Genomic DNA, 19,947 nt, shown 5'->3' with positions numbered 1-19,947 from the left:
GCTGGACCGTCCTCCGCCGAATGTGATATCACTTTGATGTCTGCACGACAGCTGACCCGAGGAGGTCGCCATGTCCACGACGGTGCCGTCTGTCCCGATCGACATGCCGGAGGCCCGCACGCGGGAGTTCCCGGCGCGCGACGTCTCGGGCTGGGGGGTGCTCGTGCTCGTGGTCGTGCTGGTGGTGGCCGCCGTGACGGTCGGGATGACGCTCGGTGCCGGATCGGGCCCGCTGCTCGTGGTGCTCCTCGCGCTGGTCGCCGTGGTGCTGCTGCGCGGCCTGGTGGCGGTCTCCCCCGGTGAGGCGCGGGTGGTGCAGCTGCTCGGGCGCTACCGGGGCACGGTGCGCACCGAGGGCCTGCGGTGGGTCAACCCGTTCACCACCCGCCGCTCGCTGTCCACACGCATCCGCAACCACGAGTCCGACACCACGAAGGTCAACGACCTCGACGGCAACCCGATCGAGATGGCCGCCGTCGTGGTGTGGCGGGTCGAGGACACGGCGCGCGCCGTGTTCGAGGTCGACGACTTCGTGCGCTTCGTCGACATCCAGACCGAGTCGGCCGTCCGCCACATCGCGGGCTCCTACCCGTACGACTCGGTGGACACCGACCGCCGCTCGCTGCGGGAGAACGCCGACGAGATCACCGCGATGCTGTCCGCCGAGATCGCGGCCCGGGTGGAGTCGGCGGGCGTGCACGTCATCGAGTCCCGGATCACCCAGCTCGCCTACGCTCCCGAGATCGCCCAGGTCATGCTCATGCGCCAGCAGGCCGGGGCCGTCGTGGCGGCGCGGAGCCGACTCGTGGAAGGCGCGGTCGGCATGGTCGAGGCGGCCCTGGGGCGGCTCGAGGAGCGCGGCACCGTCGACCTCGACGAGGAGCGCAAGGCGACGATGGTGTCGAACCTGCTCGTCGTGCTCGCCGGGGACCGCTCCGTCCAGCCCGTGGTCAACGCCGGCTCGCTCTACCAGTAGATGGCCGAGCGCAAGAAGCTGCTCCTCCGCCTCGACCCGGCGGTGCACGACGCGATCGCCCGCTGGGCCGGCGACGACCTGCGCAGCGTCAACGCCCAGATCGAGTTCCTGCTCCGGCGGGCGCTCGACGACGCCGGCCGCTCACCCCGGGACGCCCGCCCGATGCGCCGGCCGGGGCGGCCGCCGGCGGACGAGGAGCCGTGAGCCCTGCCGGCGTGAGCAGCACAGCCGCAGGCCCGTCGACACGCTAGGCAGATGATCATGTTGAGCGCGACGTCGCAGGGCGTCGCGCTCGGCATGATCATCTGCCTAGTGTCGGGCGGCCGATGTCCGCCGGCGGGTCGTCTGCCCGATCGGACGTCAGACGCGCCGGGGCCCGACCGAGAAGCCCTGATCGGCGAGCCAGGCCCGCGCGCGGCCGCGTCGGCGCTCCTCGGAGAAGCCGTGCCACCGGGTGCGCTCGTCCTCCGCGAGGCTGTCCTTGAACCGCCGGAAGGCGCCACGCCCCTGGATGGCGGTCTCCAGGGCTTCCCGACGGACCTCACGGTCGATCGTCGCGATGAACGCCTCCATGTCGCGGTAGGCGGGACGGGAGCCGTAGCAGGGCACTTCCAGCCATTCCCGCTCCTCGTCCTCGTCATCGGCCATGTCCGTGAGGAAGTCGGCGAAGATTGGCCACACGTCCCCCGTGGCCAGGTCGATCCGGCCGCCCGGGCTGGTCGGATCGCCTTCGAGGACGTCGGCGAGCGCGTCGAGCTCCACGGGCAGTGGTCGCAGCATCGGGCTGGGTGCGCCGAGCCGCGCGGCGATCTGGTCCGCGAGCTCGGCGTCGCCCTCACCGTCGCGGTCGCGCAGTCGGGCGATCCAACGGTCCGCGAGGTCCTCGGAGCCGACGACCTGCTGGTCGAGGGCGAGGACCAGTCCGTCCCCGCCCAGCTGCAGGCACGCGGACGACTCGAGGCGTCCGAGCGCCTCGACGACGGCCGCACCGTCGCCCCGGTAGGTGGCGCCGCGCAGGACGCGGCGCGGGTCCCCGTCGTCCATGTCCGCAGCATCCCACCGCCGACCCGATGATCCCATCGAGCGCGGGAGAGCCGCCGGGGCGGGGCCGGACGTCAGTCCCGGCCGAGCACCACCCCGCCGCACCAGGCGTCGTCGTCCCAGCGGCCTTCGTCGGGAGCGGAGTGGGGCAGGCAGCAGTCGCGGGCGAGGAGGTCGGCGGTGGTCTCCCGGCGCACCAGCACGCGGGCCACGCCGTCGCGGACGCCGACCAGCGGCGGGCGGCCGACCATGTTGTACGAGGACGCCATCGCGTGGTGGTACGCGCCGGTGCCGGGCACGGCGACGACGTCGCCGACGGTCACGTCCTCGGGCAGCGCGACGTCGCGGGCGAGCACGTCGCCGGCCTCGCAGTAGCGACCGACCACGGTGGCGGGCCTCCAGGCCGCGCAGGTCGTCCGGCCGACGAGGTGGGCGTCGTAGGCCGCGCCGTAGAGGGCCACGCGCGGGTTGTCGCCCATCCCGCCGTCCACGGCGACGAACCAGCGCCCGCTTCCCGCGCACTTGGTGGCCTGGACGCGGTACAGGGTCACGCCGGCGCTCGCGACGATCGCCCGGCCCGGCTCCACCCCGAGGCGCAGCGGCGCCAGCCCGCGGGCCGTGCAGCCACGCGCGATCGCGCCGGTGACCCGGCGGGCGAAGCCGGCGAGGTCGAACGGGGTGCCGCCGGTGACGGCGTGCCCGCCGCCGAGGTTCAGCTCGGTCAGCCCGCCGGGCAGCTCGGCGGTGAGGTCGAGCAGCGGGTCGACGGCACGCTCCCACATTGTGGTGTCCGCGATCTGCGAGCCGAGGTGGCAGTGCAGGCCGACCAGGCGCAGCGCCCGGCGCCCCACGATCGCGCCGGCCACGGCCGCGGCGCGGCCCCCGGTCAGCGGGACCCCGAACTTCTGGTCGTCGCCGCCCGTCCGGATCGCGGGGTGCCCGCCGGCGTCGACCCCCGGGGCGACCCGCAGCAGCACGTCCACCACGGTCCGCCGGCGCGACGCCACGGCCGCGAGCCGGTCGGCCACGTCCAGCGAGTCGACCACCACCCGGCCCACCCCGGCGCGCACGGCCGCATCCAGCTCCGCCTCGGTCGGCGCGTTGCCGTGCACGACGATCCGCTCCGCGGGCATCCCGGCGCGCAGCGCCAGGGCGAGCTCGCCGCCGCTGCAGACGTCGAGCCGCACCCCCGCCTCGACCAGCAGCGACACCAGTCCGGCGCACAGCAGCGCCTTCCCGGCGTAGGCGACGTCGGCGTCGGGCAGCGCGGTGCGGTAGCCGCGCAGGCGGGCGGCGACGTCGTCGAGGTCGAGCACGGTCGCCGGCGTGCCGAAGCGCGCGGCCAGCTCCGCGAGCCCGACGCCCCCGACGGCGAGGTCGCCGCCCGGGGCGGGCGCGGTGGTCAGCGGCCAGGCCGCCGGGTCGACGTGCTGGTAGAGCGTGCTGCGCAGGCTCGGGATCACCGTCTCCAGGGTCACGACGACGAGCCTGCGGTCCCGTCCCGCTCGTCGGCCCCGTCGTGCACGGGCCGTTCACGACGGCGGGTCGGGCTTTGACGGATGGTCTACAGCCAGTCGCGGACCCGCACCGCGTTCGGGTCGGCGGCCGGGCGCTCGGCGGCCTCGACGTCGGGACGGGGCGTGCCGTCAACGTCGTGCACGGCGCCGCAGCACCGGCAGCGCAGGTAGTCCGACGCCTCGGCCAGCGGACGTCGGCAGCGGCCGCAGTGCCAGAGCCGGAATGCCTGACGGCTGTCCGTGAGGCTCACCGCGATCTCCTCCCCGATCGATTCAGAACTGCTCGGTCCAGGATGCCACCCCGGGTCGCACCGCACGGTCGGGGGCGTCGAGCACCGAGCCCAGCACCTCGTGCAGCACCCGGTCCACGAGCGCCAGGTCGTCGGCGGTCAGATCGGCACGGGCGGTGAGCCGCAACCGAGAGGTGCCCTCGGGCACCGACGGCGGGCGGAAGCAGCCCGCCCGCACCCCGGCCCCGGCGCACGCGTCCCGGGCGGCGACGGCCAGCTCGGGCTCGCCGAGCACCACCGGGACCATCGCCGCCGTCGGGTCCGCCACCCCGAGCGACGGCGCGGCCGACCGGGCCGACGCCGCGACGGCCGCGGCCGCCCGGTGCAGCGCCCCGACCCGCTCCGGCTCGTCCCGCAGCACCCCGAGCGCCGCGAGCGCGGCGCCCACGCTGGAGGGTGCGAGGCCCGTGTCGAAGATGAAGGCGCGGGCGGCGTCGACGAGGTGCGCGACGACCGCCGCCGACCCGAGCACCACCCCGCCCTGCGACCCGAGCGACTTCGACAGCGTCGCGGTCGTGACGACGTCCGGCTCCCCCGCGAGACCCGCCTCGGCGACGAGACCGGCACCCCCGGAGCCGCGGACCCCGAGCCCGTGGGCGTCGTCGACGAGCAGCACGGCGCCGCGCGCGCGGCACACCGCGTGCAGCTCGACCAGCGGCGCGAGCCCGCCGTCGACCGAGTCCACCCCGTCGGTGACCACGAGTCGCCGGGTCTCGTCGGCCGCGGCGAGCACGGCGTCCACCTCGGCCGGGACCGCGCACCGGCTCACCACCACCCGTGCCCGCGACAGCCGCGCCGCGTCGACGAGCGAGGCGTGCGCGGCGACGTCGCTGACCACCAGGGCGCCGCGTCCGGACAGGGCGGTGACCGCCCCGAGGTTCGCGGTGTAGCCGCTGGAGAACACGAGCGCGTCGGGGGTGCCGACGAGGTCGGCGAGCGCCTCCTCCAGCTCGGCGTGCAGGCGGGTGGAGCCGGTGACCAGGCGTGATCCGGTCGACCCCGCACCCCACGTGCGCACCGCCGCGACCGCGCCCTCGACGACGCGCGGGTCGCGGGCGAGGCCGAGGTAGTCGTTCGACGCCAGGTCCACGAGCGGCTCGACCACGTCCCGCGGGGACAGCACGCGGCGCAGGCCGGCGGCCCAGCGGTCGCGCGCGGTGTCGGCCAGCCAGGCGAGGGGATCGTCCACGGGCGGACAGCCTAGGGATCCCACCGGCACCGGGGCGTCGTCGGGAAGGACTCCCCCGCCACAGGGCAGGAGAGCGTCGTTGCCGGCATCCGGTGACAGCAACGACGCTCTCCCGTCGAGGGCGTGGCCGTCAGAGGGCGGGCGCGGCCGGGAACGCCGTCGTCTCCGGCTCGGCCCGGGTGGCTGACGCTCCGGCGCCGAGGCGGTCGGTCGACGCCGGCACGAAACGGTCGCCGTCGAGGACGAGCATCCGGGCGGTCGGGATGTCGAAGAACAGCCCGACGAGGCGCACACGGCCCTCGTCCACCGCCGTGGCGACCCCGGGGTGACGGGCGAGGCGGTCCAGCTGGACGGCCACGTTGACCATGGCGAGCTGGTCGACGTCGCCCCAGCCGCCGGTGCGCGCGTACTCCCCGACCGGGTGCTTCGCCGCCCAGCGCGACCTCGACTCCGCCGCCCCGCCGAGCCAGCGGCCGAGCGCGGAGTCCCCGGTGACCTCGCGGTTGACCGCCTGCATCGCGCCGCAGCCGGAGTGGCCGCAGACGACGAGCGTCGGGACCCGCAGGGCGTCCAGAGCGTATTCGACGGTGGCACCCACCGAGTCGTCGGCCTCGGCGCCCAGCGGCGCGAGGTTGCCGACGTTGCGGACGGTGAACAGGTCGCCCGGCCCCGACGAGGTGATCACGTTGGGCACGACCCGCGAGTCGCTGCACGTGAGGAACCACGCGTGCGGGGCCTGGCCGTCGGCGAGGTCGGACAGGTACGGCGCGACGAGGCCGGCGGCCCGGCGGTGGTACTCGCGCAGCCCGGTCAGGATCGGGTCGGCGTCGTCGCTGTGCGCGTGCCCGTCGTGCTCGTGGTGCCCGTGGCCCCAGCCCTCGCCGTACGTGGCGTCGTGCCGGGCCTGCCACACCGACCACGGGGACAGGAAGCGCGGCACGGGGCCGGGGCGGCGGTCGCCCGGGCCGCCCGCGGTCGACTCGCGGCGGGCGACCAGGCCCATCGTGCCGACCTCGTCGATCCGCACGGTGCCGCCGGCGAGCCGGTGACGCTCCTCCCACTCCGAGAGGTGGTCGTAGGCGGCGTGGTCGAGGTAGTCGGTGACGAGGTCGACGACGACGTCGGCGCCCTCCGGGATCTGCGCGAGGCGACGCGAGAGCCGCGGCACGGAGAGGAAGCACAGCGCGCCCTCGACGACGACGTGCCAGGTGCCACCCTCCTTGCGCCAGGGGTCGCCGGTCCCGGACTGCGGCTCCTGCACCTCGATCGTCGCCCAGACCACCCGGCGCAGCACCATGAGCAGCGCGAGGCCGAGCCCGACGAGCACGCCGGTGAGCAGGTCGATGAAGACCACGCCGAGGATCGTCACGACGTAGACCGGGAGCTCGCCGTGGCGGTGCAGCTCGCGCATGTGCCCGACGTTGACGAGCTTCGCGCCGATGTGGACCAGCAGGCCGGCGAGGACGGCCATCGGGATCTGCTGGACCAGCCCGAGCAGGGCGACCGAGAAGACCACGACCCAGACGCCGTGCAGGATCGCCGAGACCCGGGTGCGTCCACCGGCCGCGACGTTGGTGGTGCTGCGGACGATCACGCCGGTAATCGGGAGCCCGCCGAGCAGGCCGGAGAGGGTGTTGCCGGCGCCCTGGCCGACGAGCTCGCGGTCGAGGTTCGTCTGCGAGCCGGGACGCATGCGGTCGACGGCGACGGCCGAGAGGAGGCTCTCGATCGAGGCGATGATCGCGACGGTGAAGACGCCCACGAGCACGCCGCCGAGGTCGGAGGTCGGCAGGATCGGCAGGGCGATCGCGTCCAGCACGTCGCCGCCGATCTCCACCCGCTCCACCGGCAGGGCGAACACCGACGCGATGACGGTCAGGGCGACGACCGCCAGGAGCGGCGCGGGGATGCCCTTCACCCAGGACGGGACGGCCTGCGGCAGCTTCGGCCAGGCGAGCAGGATCGCGATGACCGCGAGTCCGAGCAGCGTCGCCGGGCCGTACGCCGAGATCACCTGACCCGGCAGGGCGAGGACGTTGGCGAGGGCGCCGTCCTGTTGCTCGCCGCCGAGGACGACGTGCAGCTGGCCGAGCACGATCGTCACGCCGATGCCGGCGAGCATGCCGTGGACGACGGCCGGTGAGATGGCCAGCGCGGCCCGGCCCACCCGGGTGAAGCCGAAGACGATCTGCAGCACGCCGGCGGCGACGGTGATCGCGCAGGTGACGCCCCAGCCGAAGCGGTTGACCAGGTCGGCGACGATCACGGTGAGGCCGGCGGCGGGGCCGCTGACCTGCAGCGCCGAGCCGCCGAGGGCACCGGCGACGATGCCGCCGACCGCGGCGGCGATGAGCCCCGCGGTCAGGGGGGCGTCGGAGGCGACGGCGATGCCGAGCGAGAGCGGCACGGCGACGAGGAAGACCACCAGCGAGGCCGGCAGGTCGTAGCGGATGTTCTCGCGGAGGCTCGTCAGGGCGCCTGACAGGCCTGCGCCGGGGGGACCCGACGCCGCGGACGTCGGCGGGGTCGGAGCGGGAGCGCTCATGGGCGGGTGCGTCCTCCGGACGGATCGTCTCGGCCGCGCACGCCCGTCGTCGTCGACGGGTGCCACGGCCCGGGGCGGTCCGAGCGGTCTGCATCCCTCGCCGTCGTCGTCGACGTCGAGTGCGGCAGTCGTCTCGGCCTCTCGGTCACTGCGGGTAGAGGTCGGAGATCTCCTGGGCGGGGCCCGGAGCTCGTCGACGAGAGGGAGTCTGCCCGCTCGCAGACCCGCGGCGACCGGTTCACCTGCTGTTCACGTGACTCCCGGTACCGGGAACACGCGACCGGTCCCGCGACACGCCGCGCAGAGTGAATCGCGCACAACCGATGATCACGGAACGCGTCGCTGGTCCGATCGGCCGCGTGCGCCAGGTCTCACCCGTGCGCCGATCAGGTGAAGATTGCCTTTACTGACTCTTTGTCCTCAGCTTCGGGGGTCTTTGCTCAGCGGAGAGGTCCGGACCTCACACGGCCGACACACCAGTGTCATCCAGCGGTGGCGGCGGCCACGACGGCCTCGGCGATGCGGGCCACGTCCTCGCCGCCGGTGACGAACGGCGGCATCGTGTAGATCAGGTCCCGGAACGGCCGCAGCCACACTCCGTGAGCTTCGGCGGCGGCCTGGGCGGCCGGCACGTCGACGGCGTGGTCGAGCTGCACCACCCCGATCGCGCCCAGCACGCGGACGTCGCGGACCCCCGCGACCTCCCGGGCGGGGGCGAGACCCGTCGTCAGGACCTCGCCGACACCGGTCACCTCGCCGCGCCAGTCGCGGCGCAGCAACTCGGTGACGCTCGCGAGCGCGACCCGGGCCGCGAGCGGGTTGCCCATGAACGTCGGGCCGTGCATCAGCCCGCCGCCGCCGGCGTCGTCGCTGACCGCCGCGGCGACGGCCGGCGTGCACAGCGCCGCGGCCATCGTCAGGTAGCCGCCGGTGAGGGCCTTGCCCACGCACAGGACGTCGGGCGCGACCCCCGCGTGGTCGGCCGCGAACAGCTCGCCGGTGCGGCCGAACCCGGTCGCGATCTCGTCGAACACGAGCACGAGGTCGTGGCGGTCGGCGATCTCCCGCAGCGCGGCGAGGTGGCGCGGGGAGTGGAACCGCATGCCGCCCGCACCCTGCACGACGGGTTCGACGACGATCCCGGCCAGCTCGTCGGCGTGGCGCTCGGCGACCGCGGCGAGGTGCTCGTCGTAGGCCGGGTCGTACGCGGCCGGGGGCGCGTCGGCCGGGGGCGCGTCGGCGAACACCTGCTCGGGCAGGAAGCCCTGCCAGAGCGCGTGCATCCCGCCGTCGGGATCGCAGACGCTCATCGCGGCGAAGGTGTCGCCGTGGTAGCCGCCGCGCCAGGTCATCATGCGGGTCCGGCCCGGGCGGCCGCGGGCCCGCTGGTACTGCAGGCACATCTTCACGGCGACCTCGATGGAGATCGACCCGGAGTCGGCGAGGAACACGTGCTGCAGCGGGGCGGGCGTGATCTCCACCAGCCGAGTCGCGAGCTCGACCGCCGGGTGGTGGGTGAGCCCGCCGAACATGACGTGGCTGAACGCGTCGGCGTGCAGCGCCGCGTCCAGCGCGGGGTGCCGGTACCCGTGGACCGCCGCCCACCACGAGCTCATGCCGTCGATCAGCTCGCGCCCGTCGTCGAGCGTGAGGCGCACCCCCCGGGCGCCGGTGACCACGAGCGGGTCGGTCCGGCCCGGCATCGGGCCGTAGGGGTGCCAGACGTGCTGACGGTCCAGGTCACGCACGGCGGTCGGGGGCGACGGGTCGGGACGGGCTGACACGTCCGGGACGGTAGTCCTGACCTACGATCACGTCCCATGACGGCGGGGGCGGGCGAGGCGTTCTCCCGCCGCCGTGAGGTGGCGGCCACCAGTGCCCGCTCGCTGCTGCTCACCGTGCTCGGCGAGTTCGTGCTCCCCGCCGGCGAACCGGTGTGGACCCAGACCCTGCTCGACGCGCTCGGGCACGTCGGCGTCGAGGAGAAGTCCGCCCGCCAGGCGCTGGCCCGCACGGCCGCCGACGACGTCGTGGTCTCCGAGCGCTCCGGACGACGGGTGCGGTGGTCGTTGACCACCGCCGGCCGCCGGTTGCTCTCCGAGGGTGCCGCCCGGATCTACGGCCACGGCGTCGGACGCGAGGCGTGGGACGGGCGCTGGCTCGTGCTCGTCGTGAGCGTGCCGGAGGCCCAGCGGGCGCTGCGCCACCAGCTGCGCACCCAGCTCGCGTGGGCGGGTCTCGGCTCCCCCGCCCCCGGGGTCTGGGTGTGCCCCGACGCGACGCGGGTCGGCGAGGCGCACCGGGCCCTGGTCGACGTCGGGCTCGACGACTCCGCGCTCCTCGTCGTCGGCGGCACCCACGGTGGCCTGTCCGACGCCGAGCTGGTCGCCCAGGCCTGGGACCTGCGGGAGGTCGAAGCGCGGTACGCCGAGTTCGTCGAGCAGTTCGCGGCCCTGACCCCCGTGCGGGACGGCGGCGTCCTCGCGGCGCAGGTCCGGCTCGTGGACGCCTGGCGGCGGTTCCCGTTCCTCGACCCGCAGCTGCCCGCCGAGCTGTTGCCCGACGACTGGGTGGGCGCCCGGGCCGCCGAGGTGTTCCACGCCCGCCACGAGTCGTGGGCGCCCGGGGCGCAGGCGGCGTTCGCGGAGCTGGGGCGGTAGGTCTCCCCCGCCCAGTGCAAGCAATGCGTCACTGCGTGCACCCAGTGCCAGGAAACGCTGCACCGTCGACCGGTCGCAGCGTCCGGCACCGACCCGCCGCCGAGGCGCGTCGGACTACCCCGCGAGCCCCGGGAAGACCCGCGCAGCGTTCCCGCCGAGGACGGCGTCCGTGAGGTGCTCGGGCAGGCCCAGGTCGCGGACGGCCGCGACGTTGCGCGACGGGCTCGCGGCCGGCGCGTCGGTGCCGAAGATCGACTTGGCGGCGATCCGCTCGAGACCGAACGACGCGTAGTAGGTCGGCAACCGCTTCGGCGGGAGCCCCGCGAGGTCGAGCCAGACGTTCTCGCGGGTCAGCGCCAGCGAGGCCGCGGCGTCGTAGCTCCAGCCGCGTCCGCCGTGGGCCAGGATGACGACGAGTTCGGGAAAGTCGCGCATCACGTCGTCCATGAGCACCGGGTCGCCGTGCTTCGAGGTCGCGCCGGGGAAGAACGACGGCCCGGTGTGGACGATCACCGGGACACCACGCTCGGCGCACCGCGCGTAGGCGGGGTAGAGCTCGCGGTCGTTCGGCGCGATGCCGGCGTGCACCGGGTGAATCTTGAGCGCGACGGCGCCGTGGTCGAGCTGGCGGTCGAGCTCGCGACCCACCGGGTGGTGCACGTGCGGGTTGACGTTGGCGACGATCCGGAAGCGCTGCGGATCGTGCTCCACGATCGGCAGCACGTCCTCGATGGTCTGCCAACCCGTGGCCTTCGGGCTGTACTCGCAGAACATCAGGACGCGGTCGACGCCCTCATCGGCGAAGTACCCGCTGACCCGCTCCGGGATCGGCGCCCCGTCGTCGTCGTACATCGCCGCCCAGGCCGCGGTGTCGCCCGCCGGGCCGATCCACGTCTCCCACGACACCTTAAGGCGGGCGAGGTGGGCGACGTGGACGTGGGCGTCGACGATCATGTGCCCTCCGGGCTCGTGAGCAGAAAGGGTCGTTATAGCAGCCGTTTCTGCTCACGAGCGCGCCGCGCACCTCAGTCGAACAGATCCGGATCCGTCCGCACGATCTCGTCCCAGATCGGCTGGAAGGAGAACCAGCCGGCGTACTCGGTGCCGGTCTGCTGGGCCGAGAACTTGGCGTTGACGTGGTCGATCTGCGTCGGCGTGCCGGCGGCCTCGGCGAGCAGCTGGGCCTGGCAGTTGCGCTCGGTGTTGATGAACCACCATGCGGCCTCGGCCACGGTCTTCCCGACCGAGAAGATGCCGTGGTTCTGGTGGAAGACCATCTTGTTGCCGGTGAGCCCGTTCGCCAGCGCCTTCCCGACCTCCGGGTCGAGCACCACCGCACCGCGGCCCTCGGTCACCACGCCGTGCTGCTCGTAGAGGGTGCAGGCGTCCTGGGTGATCGGGTCGAGCGGGCGGCCGAGCGAGGACCACGCCTTGCCGTACACCGAGTGCGCGTGCGCGGCCGCGACGACCTCCGGGTGCGCGGCGTGCACCGCGGAGTGGATCACGAAGCCCGCCTGGTTGACCGGCTTGTTCCCGTGGACGACCTCGCCCTCGTGGTTCACGGCGATCAGGTCGGAGACCCGGATGTGCCGGAAGCTCATGCCGAAGGGGTTGACCCAGAACATGTGCGGGTCCTCGGGGTCGCGCACGGTGATGTGCCCGGCGATCCCCTCCCCGAAGCCAAAGCGCCCGAAGACCCGGAACGCGCCCGCGAGCTGCTGCTTGCGGTGCAGCCGCTCCTCCTCCACGGTGGCGAACGTCGGCGGCTGGGGCATCGCGATGCCCCCCTGGGCGGGCATCGTGTCGTCGGAGGTCGGGCGGTCCTGCGTCGGTGCGGCCATCCCTCGACGGTGCGCCGCGCGGCGCCCCCGGGTCAAGGGATGATGGACGTCATGCCCGCACCCGGCACCCCGCTCGAGAAGCTCGGCTTCCTCACCATCGGCACGTTCTCCCCCGACGACCCGCGTCCCGGCCACGAGGCCCTGCTCGACGAGATCGTGCTCGCCGAACAGCTCGGGTTCGACTCGGTCTGGCTGCGCCACCGCCACCTCCAGCACGGCGTCTCCTCCCCCGTGACGCTGCTGGCGGCGGCCTCGCAGCGCACCTCGCGGATCGAGTTCGGCACGGCGGTCACGCCGCTGGGCTGGGAGAACCCACTGCGCTACGCGGAGGACCTCTCGACCCTCGACGTCCTCTGCGGCGGCCGCATGAACCCGGGCCTGTCGGTCGGGCCGCCCGGGCACTTCGACGACGTCAGGCACTCGCTCTACCCCGACACCGCCGACGCCGAGGACTTCACCTACACCCGCGTCGAGCGTCTGCTCTCCCTGCTGCGCGGCGAGCCCGCCAGCACCTTCTCCGGGGTGCAGGGCATCGAGGTGTTCTCCGACCACGTCCAACCGCACGCGGCCGGCCTCGCGGACCGCGTCTGGTACGGCGCCGCGAGCGACCGCTCCGCGATCTGGGCCGGCGAGCAGGGGCTCAACCTGCTGACGTCGTCGGTGGTCCGCGTCGGCGAGGGCGAGGAGCCGGACTTCGCCGGCATCCAGTCGCGCACCATCCAGGCCTACCGGAAGGCCCTTCCCGACGACCGCTCCGGACGGGTCTCGCAGGGCCTCGTCGTCATCCCGACGGACACCGCCACCGACGCGCAGCGCGCGAAGTACGCCGAGTACGTCGAGAGCCGCACGCCGCGCACGTCGTCGCCGCAGGGCCCGGGCCGACTGCTGTTCGCCCGCGACGTCCTCGGCACCTCCGACGAGGTCGCGGAGGCGCTGTACGCCCACGCCGCGTTCCGCGAGGTCACCGAGGTGGTGTTCGCGTTGCCGTTCGGCTTCGAGCACGCCGACTACGTGCAGATCCTGACCGACATGGCGACGAAGCTCGGCCCGGCACTCGGCTGGAGCCCCCGATGAGCCTTCTTCCCGACGCCGGGTCGGTGCGGGTCTCGCACGACGGTCCCGTCACCACCGTGACCCTGCACCGCCCGGAGCGGCGCAACGCCGTCGACGGCCCGACCGCGCTGGCGCTCGCCGAGGCGTTCCGGGCGTTCGACGCCGACGACCGGGCCGCGGTGGCGGTGCTGCACGGCGCCGACGGCGTGTTCTGCGCGGGCGCCGACCTCACCGCGGTGGGGAGCCCGTCCGGCAACCGCACCGACCCCGCGGGCGACGGCCCGATGGGCCCGACCCGGCTCCGGCTGTCGAAGCCGGTGATCGCGGCCGTCTCCGGGCACGCCGTCGCGGGTGGGTTGGAGCTGGCGCTGTGGTGCGACCTGCGGGTCGCCGACGAGACCGCCGTGTTCGGCGTCTTCTGTCGCCGGTGGGGTGTGCCGCTGATCGACGGCGGCACCGTGCGGCTCCCCCGGCTGATCGGCACGAGCCGCGCGATGGACCTGGTGCTGACCGGGCGTCCCGTGGACGCCGCGGAGGCGCTGTCGATCGGGTTGGCGAACCGGGTGGTGCCCGCCGGGGAGGCGTTGTCGGCCGCCCAGGCCCTGGCCCGCGAGCTCGCGGCGTTCCCCCAGGTGTGCCTGCGCGCCGACCGGGCGTCCGTGCTCGGGCAGGAGGGGCTCGACGAGGAGGGCGCGCTCGCCGCGGAGTTCTCCGGCGGGCTCGCGGCGCTCATGGCCGAGGGTGTGGAGGGCGCGGCCCGCTTCGCCTCCGGCGAGGGCAGGCACGGCCGCTTCGGGTAGGGCCGCGCCCGCGCCGCGAGGTCGACACCAGGCAGCCCCGGCGGCCCGGGACCCTGTCTGGCGTCACCCTCGCGGTGGCGACGCGGACGTCACTGCAGGCAGCGCGGCCCGAGCAGCGCCTTGAGGTCGCCCATGAGCGCACTGGAGTTGGTGACCTTCAGCCCGTCGTCGAGCCGGAGGACGTGGGAGGCACCGTTCGCGGCGAGCAGCGTCAGGTGGACCTCGCTCGACCCGGGGTGGGCGACGAGGACCTCCTTGAACTTCCCGACCCGCTCCGGCGTGCACCGGGCGCTCTCGATCGTGACCCGGACGGGCGGCGCGGCCTGCGCGCCGGTGGACAGGTCGGGCACCGCGAGGTCCTCCACGAACAGGCTGACGCGGTCGTCCCGCTTGTTGACCTTGGCCTTGAGCAGCACGATCGCGTCCTCGGAGACGTCGATCGACACCGCCGCGTAGGTCCGCGGGAAGAACAGCACCTCGATCCCGCCGGCGAGGTCCTCGATCTGGGCCGAGGCCCAGGGCTCGCCCTTCTTGTTCACGCGGCGGGTCACGCTCGCGAGGATGCCGCCGACCGTCACCGACGCCCCCTCCGAGACGTCGCCCTCGAGGATCTTGGTGATCGGCGTGTCGGCGCGGCTCGCCAGCACGTGCTCGATGCCGTTGAGCGGGTGCCCGGACACGTAGAGCCCGAGCATCTCCCGCTCGAGGGCGAGGCGGTGCTTGGGCTCCCACTCACCGTCGGGGACCTTGACGTCGAACATGCCCGTCGTGTCGACGACCTCGCCGCCGTCGTCCGGCTCGTCGAAGCTGCCGAAGAGGTCGAACTGGCCGTCGGCCTCGGCGCGCTTGGTGGTCATCACCGCGTCGATGGCCTCGGCGTGGACCAGCGCGAGTCCCTTGCGCGGGTGTCCCAGCGAGTCGAACGCGCCCGCCTTGATCAGCGACTCGACCGTCTTCTTGTTGCAGACCTGCTGCTCGACCTTGCGCAGGAAGTCCGAGAAGTCGGTGAAGTTGCCCTTCTCGCGGCGGCTGCCCACGATCGACTCGACGACATTCGCGCCCACGTTGCGGATCGCGCCGAGGCCGAAGCGGATGTCGGAGCCGACCGGGGCGAAGTCGCGCACCGAGTCGTTCACGTCGGGCGGCAGCACGGTGATGCCCATGCGACGGCACTCGGCGAGGTAGACCGCCGCCTTGTCCTTGTCGTCCCGGACGCTGGTGAGCACCGCCGCCATGTACTCGGCGGGGTAGTTCGCCTTCAGGTAGGCGGTCCAGTAGGACACGACGCCGTAGGCGGCCGAGTGCGCGCGGTTGAACGCGTAGTCGGAGAACGGCAGCAGGATGTCCCACAGCGTCTTGATCGCGGCCGCGGAGTAGCCGTTGTCCTTCATGCCCTGGGCGAAACCCTCGTACTCCTTGTCGAGGATCTCCTTCTTCTTCTTACCCATGGCGCGGCGGAGCAGGTCGGCCTTGCCCAGCGAGTAGCCCGCGAGCTTCTGGGCGATCGCCATGACCTGTTCCTGGTAGACGATCAGGCCGTAGGTCTCGCCGAGGACGTCCTTGAGGGGTTCCGCCAGCTCCGGGTGGATCGGCGTGACCTCTTGGCGCTTGTTCTTGCGGTCCGCGTAGTCGTTGTGGGCGTTCGCGCCCATCGGACCGGGACGGTAGAGCGCGCCGACCGCCGAGATGTCGTCGAACTCGGTGGGCGCCATGCGGCGGAGCAGGTCGCGCATCGGCCCGCCGTCGAGCTGGAAGACCCCGAGGGTGTCCCCGCGCGAGAGCAGCTCGTAGGTGGCCTTGTCGTCGAGCCCGAGGTTGTCGAGGTCGAGCGGCTCCTTGCCGTTGAGCGTGATGTTCTTCAGCGCGTCGTCGATGATCGTCAGGTTGCGCAGGCCGAGGAAGTCCATCTTCAGCAGCCCGAGGGTCTCGCAGACCCCCATGTCGAACTGCGTGATGATCGCGCCGTCGGCCTCGCGGCGCTGGATCGGGATCACGTCGATGAGGTTCTCCCTCGACATGATCACGCCGGCCGCGTGCACACCCCACTGGCGCTTGAGGCCCTCGAGGTCGCGCGCGGTGTCGACGATCTCCTTGACCTGCGGGTCCGACTCGTAGAGCGCCCGCATCTCCGCGGCCTCGGAGTAGCGCTTGTGGCTCGGGTCGAACACCCCGGACAGCGGGATGTCCTTGCCCATCACCGCGGGCGGCATCGACTTGGTGATGCGGTCGGCCACCGCGTAGCCGGGCTGGCCGTAGAGCACGCGCGCGGAGTCCTTGATCGCGGCCTTCGCCTTGATCGTGGAGTAGGTGATGATCTGGGCGATCTTCTCCTCGCCGTACTTCTCGGTGACGTAGCGGATCATCTCGCCGCGCCGACGCTCGTCGAAGTCCATGTCGATATCGGGCATGGAGACGCGCTCGGGGTTGAGGAACCGCTCGAAGATCAGCTTGTGGTGGATCGGGTCGAGGTCGGTGATGCCCAGGACGTAGGCCACGAGGCTGCCGGCGGCGCTGCCGCGGCCGGGCCCGACGCGCAGGTTGACCGAGCGGGCGTAGTTCAGCAGGTCGGCCGTCACCAGGAAGTAACCCGGGTAGCCCATCTGCATGATGACCGAGACCTCGTACTCGGCCTGCTTGCGGTAGTTGTCGGGGATGCCGTTCGGGAACCGCCAGTGCAGGCCCCGCTCGACCTCCTTGACCAGCCAGCTGCCCTCGGTCTCGCCCTCGGGGACCGGCGCCACCGGCTGGAGGTCGCGGCCCTCGGTGAAGGTGATGTCGACGCGCTCGGCGATGGCGAGCGTGTTGTCGCAGGCCTCGGGGAACACCGGGTCCCACTGGGCGCGCATCTCGGCGGCGGACTTGAGGTAGAAGTCCTGCGCGTCGAACCGGAAACGGTTCGGGTCGTTCATCGTCTTGCCGGTCTGCACGCAGAGCAGCACCTCGTGCGGCTTCGCGTCCTTCGCGTAGGTGTAGTGCAGGTCGTTCGTCGCGAGGCCCGGCAGGTCGAGCTTCTTCTTCAGGTCGTAGAGGTCGTCCCGGACCCGGCGCTCGATCTCGATGCCGTGGTCCATCAGCTCGCAGAAGAAGTTGTCGCGGCCGAAGATGTCGCGGTAGTCGCTCGCGGCCTGCATGGCGCCGTCGCGGTCGCCGTACTGGAGCAGGCGCGCGACCTCGCCCGACGGGCAGCCCGTCGTCGCGATGATCCCCTTGCCGTAGGTCTCCAGGAGCTCGCGGTCCATGCGCGGCTTGTAGTAGTACCCCTCGAGGCTCGCGAGGCTGGAGAGCCGGAAGAGGTTGTGCATCCCCTCCGTGTTCTCCGCCAGGAGCGTCATGTGGGTGTACATCTCGCCCGGGTTGTCCTGGTCGGCCTTGACGCCGTTCAACGTGGCCCGCTTGCGCTCGTGGCGGGAGCCCGGCGCGACGTACCCCTCCATGCCGATGATCGGCTTGACCCCGTGCGCCTTCGACTTCTTCCAGAACTCATAGGCGCCGTAGGTGTTGCCGTGGTCGGTCATCGCGAGGGCCGGCATGCCCATGCGGGCGGCCTCGGTGAACAGGTCGTCCAACCGCGCCGCCCCGTCGAGCATCGAGAACTCGGTATGGGTGTGGAGGTGGACGAACGAGTCGTCGGACACGCCAGGAACCTCCCCGCGGGCTGCCGGTCAGGACGGGGCCACGCTACCCGTCGGGTCCGACAGTCTCGGCGCTCACTCGGGCGGCGGGACGTCGGTGCTGCTCACCGCGCCGGGGCGGCGTGTCGGCGCCCCGAAGACCCTCCGCGCGTCGCACGAACCGCACGGACAGCACCCCGATCCGTCGCACGGGATCGGCCCCCAGGCGTCGTCGTCCTCGTCGTCGTACCGGTCCTCGAGTGCGTCGTCCCGGAACGGGTCCTCGCCGCTCGCCCACAGCCGCCCCAGCTCGGCCAGGTCCACGATCCGTCGCATGGCGTCCCCCTCGTGTCGATCGGACACGCGGAGGGTGACGGAGGGGTCCGACAGTCACGGGAGCGCGCGCCAGGGGCGGTCCGGGACACGGTGCGGCGCCGACACAGGCCACGACAGGACAGGGCGAGCCGGAGCTGGGCCGGCCCGTCGTCGGGAACGGCCCTACAGCAGCCCCGCACCCTCCAGAGCGGAGCGCACGACGGCGGCCTCGGACTCGGATGCCTCGACCAGCGGGAGGCGCAGCCCGGGGCCGCACAGGCCGAGCATCGCGAGAGCCGCCTTCACCGGGATCGGGTTCACCGTCACCGCCAGCGCGTCGAGGATCGGCTTGAACGCCGCCTCGAGCTCCGCGCGGTGCTCGGGCTCGCGGGCCATCCGGGCCATGAGGTCGCCGCAGACGTGCGAGGCGACGGAGATGACGCCGCACTCCCCCAGGTCCAGCACCGGGGCGTACAGCTCGTCGTTGCCGGCGTAGATGCCGAGGCCGTCGACCTTCGCGAGGTTGGCGTTCGCGGCCTGCTTGACGTAATCGACGTGCTCGATCTGCGCCAGCTCGGCGAGCTCGTCGTTCGGGACGTCGCGCGAGACCCGCGAGGGGATGTTGTAGAGCACGATCGGCTTGTCGGTGGCCTTCGCGACCTCGCGGTAGTGCGCGGCGAGGCCCCGCCGGTTCGGGCGGTTGTAGTACGGCGTGACCGAGAGGATCGCGTCGACGCCCGCGGCCGTGGCCCGCTCGGTCATCTCGACGGCGTGCCGGGTGTCGTTCGACCCGGCGGACCCGACGATCGTCACCCCGGCCGGACGCTCGGCGCACGCCAGCTCGACGAGGCGCATGTGCTCCTCGATCGACAGCGTCGGGGACTCACCGGTGGTCCCGCAGACCACGATCCCGTCGGAACCGTGCGCGGCCAGGTGGTGCATCAGGTCGACGAAGGTCTTCTCGTCGACGGCCCCCTGCTCGTCGAAGGGCGTGACGATGGCGGTGAGGACGGTTCCGAGCGACACCCGGACAGGGTGCCATACGGCCTGTGAGTACTAATCCGTGCTGGAGCACGGATGAGTACTCACAGGCGCGCAGCGCACCTAGACGAGCCCGAGCTTCTTCACGGCCTCGCGCTCCTCGGCGAGCTCGGCGGTCGACGCGTCGATCCGCTCCCGCGAGAAGTCCGAGATGTCGAGGCCCTGGACGATCTCCCACTTCCCGTCCCGGGCGGTGACGGGGAAGGACGACACGAGACCCTCGGGGGTGCCGTACGAGCCGTCGGAGACGATTGCCGCGGAGGTCCAGTCGCCCTCGCGGGTGCCGTTGACCCACGTGTACACGTGGTCGATCGCCGCGGCGGCGGCGGAGGCGGCCGACGATGCGCCGCGGACCTCGATGATCTCGGCGCCGCGCTTGGCCACGCGCGGGATGAACTCGTCGGTCAGCCAGCTCTGGTCGATCTGGTCGGCGACCGGCTTGCCGTCGACGAGGACGTTCGAGACGTCCGGGTACTGCGAGGCGGAGTGGTTGCCCCAGATCGTGAACTTCGAGATCTGGTCGACGCCCACGCCGAACTTGTTGGCCAGCTGCGCGAGACCCCGGTTGTGGTCGAGGCGCGTCATGGCGGTGAAGCGGTCCTTCGGGACGTCCGAGTTGGACGCCGCGATGAGGGCGTTGGTGTTGGCCGGGTTGCCCACGACGAGCACCTTGACGTCGTCGGCCGCGCCGTTGAGCGCCTCGCCCTGGGGCTTGAAGATGCCACCGTTGGCCTCGAGGAGGTCGGCGCGCTCCATGCCCTTGGTGCGCGGGCGGGCACCGACGAGCAGGCCGACGTTCGCGCCGTCGAAGGCCTTGGTCGCGTCGTCGTAGACGTCGACGCCGTCGAGCAGCTCGAAGGCACCGTCCTCGAGCTCCAGCGCGGTGCCCTCGGCGGCCTTCACGGCCTGCGGGATCTCGAGGAGCTTCAGCCGGACCTTGCGACCCTCCCCCAGCAGCTGACCGGAGGCGATGCGGAACAGCAGCGCGTATCCGATCTGACCGGCGGCACCGGTGACGACGACGTTGACGGGCGAGGCCATGCTCGATCTCCAGACAGTGAGGACCCT

17 protein-coding genes are annotated in these 19,947 nt (G+C 72.9%); 5 read left to right on the top strand and 12 right to left on the bottom strand.

Translation table 11 applies throughout. From position 1 onward, the window contains the following. The first annotated feature begins 70 nt into the window (after nucleotides 1-70). Nucleotides 71-976 (top strand): SPFH domain-containing protein, encoded by a 906-nt coding sequence (locus ACQPYX_RS16220; protein ID WP_433798362.1) that lies wholly within the window; start codon nucleotides 71-73, stop codon nucleotides 974-976. Continuing rightward, nucleotides 977-1,180, top strand: a complete 204-nt coding sequence (locus ACQPYX_RS16215) for a hypothetical protein (RefSeq protein WP_433798361.1) — start codon at nucleotides 977-979, stop codon at nucleotides 1,178-1,180. Nucleotides 1,181-1,336: 156 nt separating this feature from the next. Here ACQPYX_RS16215 and ACQPYX_RS16210 read toward each other — a convergent pair whose 3' ends face one another. From ACQPYX_RS16210 to ACQPYX_RS16185, 6 genes are all read right to left on the bottom strand, one after another. Then, complete coding sequence (locus ACQPYX_RS16210; protein WP_433798360.1) at nucleotides 1,337-2,020, bottom strand: UPF0158 family protein; 684 nt, start codon at nucleotides 2,018-2,020, stop codon at nucleotides 1,337-1,339. 71 nt (nucleotides 2,021-2,091) lie between these two features. Continuing rightward, a complete protein-coding gene (lysA, locus tag ACQPYX_RS16205) occupies nucleotides 2,092-3,495 on the bottom strand; it encodes a diaminopimelate decarboxylase (protein ID WP_433798359.1) in 1,404 nt (467 codons plus the stop codon). 86 nt (nucleotides 3,496-3,581) lie between these two features. Further along, nucleotides 3,582-3,785: a hypothetical protein gene (locus ACQPYX_RS16200; protein WP_433798358.1), complete on the bottom strand. Its 204-nt coding sequence runs from the start codon at nucleotides 3,783-3,785 to the stop codon at nucleotides 3,582-3,584. Nucleotides 3,786-3,807: 22 nt separating this feature from the next. Beyond that, nucleotides 3,808-5,013 carry an 8-amino-7-oxononanoate synthase gene (locus ACQPYX_RS16195; RefSeq protein WP_433798357.1) on the bottom strand — a complete coding sequence of 402 codons (1,206 nt, stop codon included), beginning with the start codon at nucleotides 5,011-5,013 and terminating at the stop codon, nucleotides 3,808-3,810. A gap of 130 nt (nucleotides 5,014-5,143) precedes the next feature. Continuing rightward, on the bottom strand, nucleotides 5,144-7,558 hold the full coding sequence (locus ACQPYX_RS16190; protein WP_433798356.1) for a SulP family inorganic anion transporter: 2,415 nt from the start codon (nucleotides 7,556-7,558) through the stop codon (nucleotides 5,144-5,146). Nucleotides 7,559-8,040: 482 nt separating this feature from the next. Then, nucleotides 8,041-9,342, bottom strand: a complete 1,302-nt coding sequence (locus ACQPYX_RS16185; RefSeq protein WP_433798355.1) for an adenosylmethionine--8-amino-7-oxononanoate transaminase — start codon at nucleotides 9,340-9,342, stop codon at nucleotides 8,041-8,043. A gap of 36 nt (nucleotides 9,343-9,378) precedes the next feature. Between ACQPYX_RS16185 and ACQPYX_RS16180 the strand changes: the two genes are divergently transcribed. Then, nucleotides 9,379-10,218 (top strand): PaaX family transcriptional regulator, encoded by an 840-nt coding sequence (locus ACQPYX_RS16180; RefSeq protein WP_433798354.1) that lies wholly within the window; start codon nucleotides 9,379-9,381, stop codon nucleotides 10,216-10,218. A 114-nt stretch (nucleotides 10,219-10,332) separates the two neighbouring features. Here ACQPYX_RS16180 and ACQPYX_RS16175 read toward each other — a convergent pair whose 3' ends face one another. Further along, entirely contained in the window at nucleotides 10,333-11,172 is an 840-nt protein-coding gene (locus ACQPYX_RS16175; RefSeq protein ID WP_433798353.1) for an amidohydrolase family protein, read from the bottom strand. 71 nt (nucleotides 11,173-11,243) lie between these two features. Further along, nucleotides 11,244-12,059: a class II aldolase/adducin family protein gene (locus tag ACQPYX_RS16170; protein ID WP_433798352.1), complete on the bottom strand. Its 816-nt coding sequence runs from the start codon at nucleotides 12,057-12,059 to the stop codon at nucleotides 11,244-11,246. A gap of 51 nt (nucleotides 12,060-12,110) precedes the next feature. Between ACQPYX_RS16170 and ACQPYX_RS16165 the strand changes: the two genes are divergently transcribed. Together ACQPYX_RS16165 and ACQPYX_RS16160 are read left to right on the top strand one after the other, a co-directional pair. After that, complete coding sequence (locus ACQPYX_RS16165; protein ID WP_433798351.1) at nucleotides 12,111-13,133, top strand: LLM class flavin-dependent oxidoreductase; 1,023 nt, start codon at nucleotides 12,111-12,113, stop codon at nucleotides 13,131-13,133. After that, complete coding sequence (locus ACQPYX_RS16160; protein ID WP_433798350.1) at nucleotides 13,130-13,912, top strand: crotonase/enoyl-CoA hydratase family protein; 783 nt, start codon at nucleotides 13,130-13,132, stop codon at nucleotides 13,910-13,912. Before ACQPYX_RS16165 ends, ACQPYX_RS16160 begins: the two co-directional genes overlap by 4 nt. A gap of 89 nt (nucleotides 13,913-14,001) precedes the next feature. On the opposite strand, the gene dnaE is transcribed toward ACQPYX_RS16160, so the two are convergent. The 4 genes from dnaE to ACQPYX_RS16140 all read right to left on the bottom strand — a co-directional run bounded on the left by dnaE (nucleotide 14,002) and on the right by ACQPYX_RS16140 (nucleotide 19,920). Then, a complete protein-coding gene (gene dnaE / locus ACQPYX_RS16155; protein ID WP_433798349.1) occupies nucleotides 14,002-17,547 on the bottom strand; it encodes a DNA polymerase III subunit alpha in 3,546 nt (1,181 codons plus the stop codon). A gap of 72 nt (nucleotides 17,548-17,619) precedes the next feature. Next, complete coding sequence (locus tag ACQPYX_RS16150) at nucleotides 17,620-17,859, bottom strand: hypothetical protein (RefSeq protein ID WP_433798348.1); 240 nt, start codon at nucleotides 17,857-17,859, stop codon at nucleotides 17,620-17,622. A 162-nt stretch (nucleotides 17,860-18,021) separates the two neighbouring features. Continuing rightward, nucleotides 18,022-18,864, bottom strand: a complete 843-nt coding sequence (gene dapA / locus ACQPYX_RS16145) for a 4-hydroxy-tetrahydrodipicolinate synthase (RefSeq protein ID WP_433798347.1) — start codon at nucleotides 18,862-18,864, stop codon at nucleotides 18,022-18,024. Nucleotides 18,865-18,942: 78 nt separating this feature from the next. Continuing rightward, nucleotides 18,943-19,920 (bottom strand): malate dehydrogenase, encoded by a 978-nt coding sequence (locus tag ACQPYX_RS16140; RefSeq protein WP_433798346.1) that lies wholly within the window; start codon nucleotides 19,918-19,920, stop codon nucleotides 18,943-18,945. Nucleotides 19,921-19,947 lie beyond the last annotated feature (27 nt).

Origin of the sequence: Actinomycetospora sp. CA-084318 (assembly GCF_050955885.1) — a bacterium.
Classification (GTDB): domain Bacteria; phylum Actinomycetota; class Actinomycetes; order Mycobacteriales; family Pseudonocardiaceae; genus Actinomycetospora.
Note: the sequence above shows the minus strand (reverse complement) of the source record. Positions and strands in the feature narration are given on the sequence as shown.